The organism is Streptomyces kebangsaanensis (assembly GCF_001906585.1).
In the GTDB taxonomy this organism is placed as follows: Bacteria; Actinomycetota; Actinomycetes; order Streptomycetales; family Streptomycetaceae; genus Streptomyces; species Streptomyces kebangsaanensis.
The window spans coordinates 1-7,753 of the sequence record NZ_JUJA01000133.1 but is presented as its reverse complement, the minus strand read 5'-3'; the positions used below and the strand labels follow the sequence as shown (position 1 = coordinate 7,753).

Annotated in this window: 4 protein-coding genes; 1 reads left to right on the top strand and 3 read right to left on the bottom strand. The window is 72.3% G+C overall.

Annotated elements, in window-relative coordinates; genetic code table 11:
* On the top strand, positions 1-1,955 hold a 1,955-nt coding region (locus tag RH94_RS18930), incomplete at its 5' end, for a HelD family protein (protein ID WP_234425874.1).
* 18 nt (positions 1,956-1,973) lie between these two features.
* On the opposite strand, the gene glgB is transcribed toward RH94_RS18930, so the two are convergent.
* From glgB to treS, 3 genes are all read right to left on the bottom strand, one after another.
* Entirely contained in the window at positions 1,974-4,592 is a 2,619-nt protein-coding gene (gene glgB / locus RH94_RS18925; RefSeq protein WP_073948729.1) for a 1,4-alpha-glucan branching enzyme, read from the bottom strand.
* A 46-nt stretch (positions 4,593-4,638) separates the two neighbouring features.
* Positions 4,639-6,036 carry a maltokinase N-terminal cap-like domain-containing protein gene (locus RH94_RS18920; RefSeq protein ID WP_073948800.1) on the bottom strand — a complete coding sequence of 466 codons (1,398 nt, stop codon included), beginning with the start codon at positions 6,034-6,036 and terminating at the stop codon, positions 4,639-4,641.
* 94 nt (positions 6,037-6,130) lie between these two features.
* A partial coding sequence (gene treS / locus RH94_RS18915; RefSeq protein WP_073948728.1) for a maltose alpha-D-glucosyltransferase occupies positions 6,131-7,753 on the bottom strand: 1,623 nt, incomplete at its 5' end.

The following is a 7,753-nucleotide window of genomic DNA, read 5'->3' as shown; positions in this document are numbered from 1 at the left end:
CCCGCCCGTTCTACCTGGCCACCGGCCACACCCCGATGGGCCTGCGCCGCCGCCGGCACATCTCCACCGAGGGCCGCCGGGTCAGCGCCCTGCACGACGAGATCCTCGACCTCGGCGACACCACCCGCACCGGCCACGAGGACCCGACCGGCGACGCCGTCCTGCTGGCCGCGCTCAGCTCCGCGCGCACCGGCCGGATGGGCGACATCGTGCGGACCATCCAGGCCGACCAGGACCGCATCATCCGCGCCCCGCACCGCGGAGTGCTGGTGGTGGAGGGCGGACCGGGCACCGGCAAGACCGCGGTCGCCCTGCACCGGGCGGCGTATCTGCTGTACGAGCACCGCGAACTGCTCGCCAGGCGCGCGGTCCTCGTCGTCGGCCCCAACCCGGCCTTCCTCGGCTACATCGGCGAGGTGCTGCCCTCCCTCGGCGAGACCGGCGTGCTGCTGGCCACCGTCGGCGAGCTGTTCCCCGGGGTGAGGGCGACGGCCACCGACACCCCCGAGGCGGCCGCCGTGAAGGGCCGCGCCGACATGGCCGACGTGCTCGCCGCCGTCGTACGGGACCGGCAGGCGCTGCCCGACCCGGTCGTCGCCATCGAGCACGACCGCGAGGTCCTGATGCTCGACGACGACCTGGTGAGTGTCGCCCGAGAGCGCACCCGCGCCGCGAAGCTGCCGCACAACGTGGCCCGCGAGTACTTCGAGGGGTACATCCTCAACACGCTCACCGACATGGTCGCCGAGCGCATCGGAACCGACCCCTACGACGGCTCCAACCTCCTCGACCCCAGCGACATCACCCAGATCCGTGACGACCTCGCCGAGAACCCCGAGGTCTGGTCGGCCATCGACCAGCTGTGGCCCCGGCTGACCCCGCAGCGGCTGGTCGCGGACTTCCTGGCCGACCCGGAGGGATACGTCGGCGACGCGGACGCGGACGCGATCCGCCGCCCGGTGACCCGTGCGTGGACCGTGGCGGACGTCCCCCTCCTCGACGAGGCCGCCGAACTGCTCGGCGAGGACGACCGCCTGGCCCGCGCCCGCGCCGCACGCGAACGCGAGACCCAGGTCGCCTACGCCCAGGGCGTGCTCGACGTGTCGTACGCCTCCCGGACCTACGAGTTCGAGGACATGGACGACGAGGACTCGGAGGTGCTGTCCGCGCACGACATCATCGACGCCGAGCGGTTCGCCGAACGACAGGAGGAGGACGACCACCGCGGCGCCGCCGAGCGCGCGGCGGCCGACCGCACCTGGGCGTTCGGGCACATCATCGTCGACGAGGCACAGGAGCTGTCACCGATGGCGTGGCGGCTGCTGATGCGGCGCAACCCGACCCGCTCCATGACCCTGGTCGGCGACCCCGCGCAGACTTCGGAGGCGGCCGGCGTCGGCGCCTGGGCGGACATCCTCCAGCCGTACGTCGAGGACCGCTGGGAGCACACCCGCCTCGGCGTCAACTACCGCACCCCCGCCGAGATCATGGACGTGGCGGCGGCCGTGGTCCGGGCGGAGAACCCCGGCTTCCAGCCGCCCGGTTCGGTCCGCTCGACCGGCGTACGGCCCTGGGTGCGCGCCACCGACGACCTGCCCGGCGCGGTGGAGAAGGCCGTCGCCGAACTCACCCCGTCCCCCAAGCTCTCGGCTTCGCTCGAGCAGGGAGGTGCCCCCACGGGCCGGCTCGCCGTGATCGCCCCGCGCGACCTGCACCGCCGCCTGGCCGCCCGGCTGGACGGGGTCACGGCCGGCGCCGAGCCCGACCTCACCCGGGCGGTCGTCCTGCTCGACCCGCGCCAGGCCAAGGGCCTGGAGTTCGACTCGGTCCTGGTGGTCGAACCGGGCCGCTACGGCACGAGCGACCTGTACGTGGCCCTGACCCGGGCCACGCAGCGCCTCGGTGTACTGCACACCGGCGAGTTGCCGAAGGCCCTGGCGGACGCCCTGGCCTGACCGGTCCGGGCGCGCCGGTCAGGCCGGCCGCAGCCACACCGTCGCCAGGGGTGGCAGGGTCAGCCGGATGCTCGCCGGCCGGCCGTGCCGTCCCTGCGGCTCCGGCTTGACCGGGTCCGGGTGGACGACGCCGCTGCCGCCGTAGCGGGCCGCGTCGGTGTTCAGGACCTCCACCCAGGCGGGCACGTCGTCGGGGACGCCGATGCGGTAGTCGGGGCGGACGACCGGGGCGAAGTGGGACACCGCGAGCAGCGGGGTGCCGTCGGCGTCGTGGCGCAGGAAGGCGAAGACGTTGTCGTCCGCCGCGTCCCCGGTGATCCACTGGAAGCCGTCGGGGTGGACGTCCCGCGCCCACAGGGCGGGGGTGGCGCGGTAGACGGCGTTGAGGTCGCGGACCAGGTCCCGCACGCCCCGGTGGTCGGCCTCCGCGCCGTACGCCGGGTCGAGCAGCCACCAGTCGGGGCCGCGGACCTCGGACCACTCCGAACCCTGCGCGAACTCCTGCCCCATGAAGAGGAGTTGCTTGCCCGGGTGGGACCACATGAAGCCCAGGTAGGCACGCAGGTTGGCACGCTGCTGCCACCAGTCGCCGGGCATCTTCGACACCAGCGAGCCCTTGCCGTGCACCACCTCGTCGTGGGAGATCGGCAGGACGTAGTTCTCGCTGTAGGCGTACACCATCGAGAACGTCATCTCGCCGTGGTGGTACCTGCGGTGGACGGGGTCGTGGCTCATGTACTGCAGCGAGTCGTGCATCCAGCCCATGTTCCACTTCAGCCCGAAGCCCAGGCCGCCGAAACCGCTCGGGCCCCGGTGGTGGGTGGCCCGGGTGACCCCGTCCCAGGCCGTCGACTCCTCCGCGACGGTGACCACGCCCGGCACCTCGCGGTACACGGTCGCGTTCATCTCCTGCAGGAACGCCACCGCGTCCAGGTTCTCCCGGCCGCCGTGCTCGTTCGGCGTCCACTGGCCCGGCTCGCGCGAGTAGTCCAGGTAGAGCATGGAGGCGACCGCGTCCACGCGCAGGCCGTCGATGTGGAACTCCTCGCACCAGTACAGGGCGTTGGCGACGAGGAAGTTGCGCACCTCGCGGCGGCCGAAGTCGAACTCCAGGGTGCCCCAGTCCGGGTGCGCGGCCCGCAGCGGGTCGGCGTGCTCGTACAGCGGGCGCCCGTCGAACTCGGCCAGCGCCCAGTCGTCCCGCGGGAAGTGCGCCGGCACCCAGTCCATCAGGACCCCGATGCCCGCCCGGTGCAGGGCGTCGACCAGGTACTTGAAGTCGTCCGGTGTGCCCAGGCGCGCGGTGGGCGCGTAGAAGCCGGTGACCTGGTAGCCCCAGGAGCCGCCGAAGGGGTGCTCGGCGACCGGCATCAGCTCCACGTGGGTGAAGCCGAGCTCCTTGACGTACCCCGGGAGCTGCTCGGCGAGCTGACGGTACGTCAGGCCCGGCCGCCAGGACGGCAGATGGACCTCGTACACCGAGAACGGCGCCTCGTGCGCCGGCCGTTCGGCCCGGCGAGCCAGCCACTCCTCGTCGCCCCACTCGTGGTGCGAGGCGTGGACGACGGACGAGGTGGCCGGCGGCACCTCGGTACGGCGGGCCAGCGGGTCGGCGCGCAGCGTCCTCGAGCCGTCCGGCCGGGTGATCTCGAACTTGTACAGCTCGCCCTCGCCGATGCCGGGCACGAACAGCTCCCACACACCCGTCGAGCCGAGCGAGCGCATCGGAAACCCGGTGCCGTCCCAGAAGTTGAAGGAGCCGGCCACCCGCACCCCCCGGGCGTTGGGCGCCCACACCGCGAACCGGGTGCCGCTCACGCCCCGCAGGGTCATCGGGTGCGCCCCGAGCGCCCTCCACAGCTGCTCGTGCCGGCCCTCGCCGATCAGGTGCAGGTCCAGCTCGCCGAGCGTGGGCAGGAAGGAGTAGGCGTCCGCGGTGTGCTGCACCGTCCCCTCGTACGCCACCTCCAGCCGGTACTCCGGTACGTCCCGCAGCGGCAGCAGGCCGGAGAAGAACCCGTCCCCGTCGTCGTTCAGCTCGGTCCGCCGCTCCCCGACGACCACGCCGACGCCGAGCGCGTACGGCCGGAACGCCCGGAGGGCGACCCCGCCGGGCACGGGGTGCGCCCCCAGCACGGAGTGCGGATCGTGGTGCGTGCCGCCGAGCAGCCGCTCCCGGTCGGCGGCCCCGACGGGGACGAGGTCGACCCCGGGCACGGCCTCCGCCGGGGGCGCGGCGAAGGGCTCGGGCACCACGGGCGTGACCGGCGGCTCCGGTGCGGACGGCGCCTTCGTCGGGGTCTTCTTCGCCGGTGCCTTCTCGGCGGCGGCCCTCGTGGCGGTCTTCTTCGCCACCGCCTTCTCGGCGGTCTTCTTCGCGGCGGTCTTCGTGGCCGTCGTCCTCGTGGCCGTCGTCTTCGTGGCGGTCTTCTTCGCCACCGCCTTCTTGGCTGCGGCCTTTTTCGCGGCCGTCTTCTTCGCGGGCGCCTTCTTGGCCGTGGCGGCCTTCTCCGGCGGCGCCGCCTTCTTCGCCGTCTTCCGAGCGGCGCTCTTCTTCGCGGTCGTCGGCTGCTCGACATCGGCGGCCTCGGCCGTCTTCCTCGGATCCGAACCGCTGGACGGGGGGCGGGGGGTCACGGGCGGAGCCTCCTCGGCGCAGGTCAGGTGCGGTAGGGGGTGGGGTTCAGACGGAGTCGGGACCGGCCAGGCGGCGCACCGCGGACAGCGGCACCGGGAGCCAGTCGGGCCGGTGCCGGGCCTCGTAGACGACCTCGTAGATCGCCTTGTCCGTCTCGCAGGCGCGCAGCAGGACCGGGTCGGTGCGCGGGTCGACCCCGCTGACCTCGGCGTATCCGGTGCAGTACGCGGCCCGGCAGGCTGCCGCCCACTCCGGTGCCGGCGGGCCGCCCGCCGAGTGCGCCGCGTAGTCGAAGGAGCGCAGCATCCCGGCCACGTCCCGTACCACCGGCTGGGCCATCCGCCGCTCGGCCAGCGGCTTGGCCGGCTCGCCCTCGAAGTCGATCAGCCACCACTCACCGGAGGGGGAGCGCAGGCACTGCCCGAGGTGCAGGTCGCCGTGGATGCGCTGGGCGGTCCAGGTGTGGCCCTCGGCCGCCAGGTCGGCCAGTGCCTCGAACGCGGAGTGCAGCCCGGGGACGTACGGCCCCAGCGCGGGCACCGCCTGCGCGGCCGCCTCCAGCCGCTCGGTCATGCCCGCCACCATGGACTGCATCTGGGTGTGGCCGAGCGTGGCCGTGGGCAGCGCGCGGGCCAGCGCGGTGTGCACCTCGGCGGTGGCGCGGCCCAGCGCCCGCGCCTCGGCGCTGAAGTCCTCGCCCTTGGCCAGCTCGCGCAGCGCCAGCTCCCAGCCGTCCGAGGCGCCCTGCACGAAGGGCTGGAGCACCCCGAGGACGTACGGCTCGCCGTCCACCTGCGCCGTCATCCACGCCGTCGGCGGCGGCACCCGGGGGCAGCCCTCGCGGGCCAGGGCCAGCGGCAGCTCCAGGTCGGGGTTGACGCCGGGCACCACCCGGCGCAGCAGTTTGAGGATGAACGTGTCGCCGTAGACGACCGACGAGTTGGACTGCTCGGCGGTCACCAGCCGGGGGACCAGGTCGGGGCGTATCTCCTCCCGCCGCTCGAAACGCAGCCCGCCGATGCGGGCCCGGGTGCGCAGCGCCTCCAGGATCACCTCGGCGGGCCGGGTGTCGTACAGGGCCTCGTACACCGTGCGTCCGGCGAGCGGACCCTCGTGCACATGGCCGATCAGCGCGGGCGCCAGCCGCGGGGGCAGCGCCTCGCGCACGCCTATGAGCAGCTGGTAGCAGTCGCCGGGGTGCGACGCGGCGCCCGACACGTTCGCCGACGGCTGCTGGGCGCGGACGAGCAGGTGGTACAGGCCGAGCTTCCCGTCGACGACCGGCAGCAGTTCGGTGGCGGCGACCAGCGAGAAGCCCGTGACCGGACGTCCCTTGCCCGCGAACCAGCGCTGCCGCGGCATCCACTCGCGCAGCAGCGGCTCCACCGAGGCGAGCAGGCCGGGACCGCCGACGGTGACAGAGCGTGTGACGGCTTCCGGCATGGCTTCCGACATGGCGTCGCGTCCAATCGCTGGTCGGGTGTGACTGACGCGTGCCCACGGGTGGGGTGGAGGAAACCGCCCCACCCGGGTCGGACTAGACGGCCGCGTCCCTGCGCAGACGGAACCAGTAGAAGCCGTGCCCCGCCAGTGTTAGCAGGTACGGCAGTTCTCCGATGGCCGGAAAGCGCACCCCGCCGAACAGCTCGACCGGGTGCCGGCCGCGGAAGGCACTCAGGTCCAGCTCGGTGGGCTGGGGGAAGCGGGAGAAGTTGTTGACGCACAGGACCAGGTCGTCCTCGTACTCCCGGAGGAACGCGATGACCGCGGGGTTCGACGAGGGGAGCTCCCGGTAGGACCCCAGCCCGAAGGCGGGGTTCTGCTTGCGGATCTCGATCATGCGGCGGGTCCAGTGCAGCAGCGAGGAGGGCGAGGACATCGACGCCTCGACGTTGGTGACCTGGTAGCCGTAGACCGGGTCCATGATCGTGGGCAGGAACAGGCGGCCGGGGTCGCAGGAGGAGAAGCCGGCGTTGCGGTCCGGGGTCCACTGCATGGGGGTGCGTACCGCGTCGCGGTCGCCGAGCCAGATGTTGTCGCCCATGCCGATCTCGTCGCCGTAGTACAGGATCGGGCTGCCGGGCAGGGAGAGCAGCAGGGAGCCGAAGAGCTCGATCTGGTTGCGGTCGTTGTCCAGCAGGGTCGCCAGGCGGCGGCGGATGCCGATGTTGGCGCGCATGCGGGGGTCCTTGGCGTACTCGGCCCACATGTAGTCGCGCTCCTCGTCGGTGACCATCTCCAGGGTCAGCTCGTCGTGGTTGCGCAGGAAGATGCCCCACTGGCACTTCGAGGGGATGGCGGGGGTCTTGGCGAGGATCTCGGAGACGGGGTAGCGGCTCTCCCGCCGCACGGCCATGAAGATGCGCGGCATGACGGGGAAGTGGAAGGCCATGTGGCACTCGTCGCCGCCGGCGGCGTAGTCGCCGAAGTAGTCGACCACGTCCTCCGGCCACTGGTTCGCCTCCGCCAGCAGCACCGTGTCGGGGTACTGCGCGTCGATCTCCTTGCGTACGCGCTTGAGGAAGGCGTGCGTGGCCGGAAGGTTCTCGCAGTTGGTGCCCTCCTGTTGGTACAGGTACGGCACCGCGTCCAGCCGGAAGCCGTCGATGCCGAGGTCCAGCCAGAAGCGGAGGGCGGCCAGGATCTCCTCCTGCACCGCCGGGTTCTCGTAGTTCAGGTCCGGCTGGTGGGAGAAGAACCGGTGCCAGTAGTACTGCTTGCGCACCGGGTCGTACGTCCAGTTGGAGGCCTCGGTGTCGACGAAGATGATCCGCGCGTCCTGGTACTGCTTGTCGTCGTCGGCCCAGACGTAGTAGTCGCCGTAGGGGCCGTCGGGGTCCTTGCGGGACTCCTGGAACCACGGGTGCTGGTCGCTGGTGTGGTTCATCACGAAGTCGATGATCACGCGCATGCCGCGCTGGTGGGCGGCGTCGACGAACTCCACGAAGTCGGCCAGGTCGCCGAAGTCGGGGAGTACGGCGGTGTAGTCGGAGACGTCGTAACCGCCGTCCCTGAGCGGGGACTTGAAGAAGGGGGGCAGCCACAGGCAGTCGACGCCCAGCCACTGCAGATAGTCGAGTTTGGCGGTCAGGCCCTTCAGGTCGCCGATGCCGTCGCCGTTGCTGTCCTGGAAGGAGCGGACGAGGACCTCGTAGAAGAC

Coding starts and splice junctions, on each gene's coding strand:
- RH94_RS18920 (WP_073948800.1), bottom strand. CDS start 6,036: ATGCCGGAAGCCGTCACACGCTCTGTCACCGTCGGCGGTCCCGGCCTG.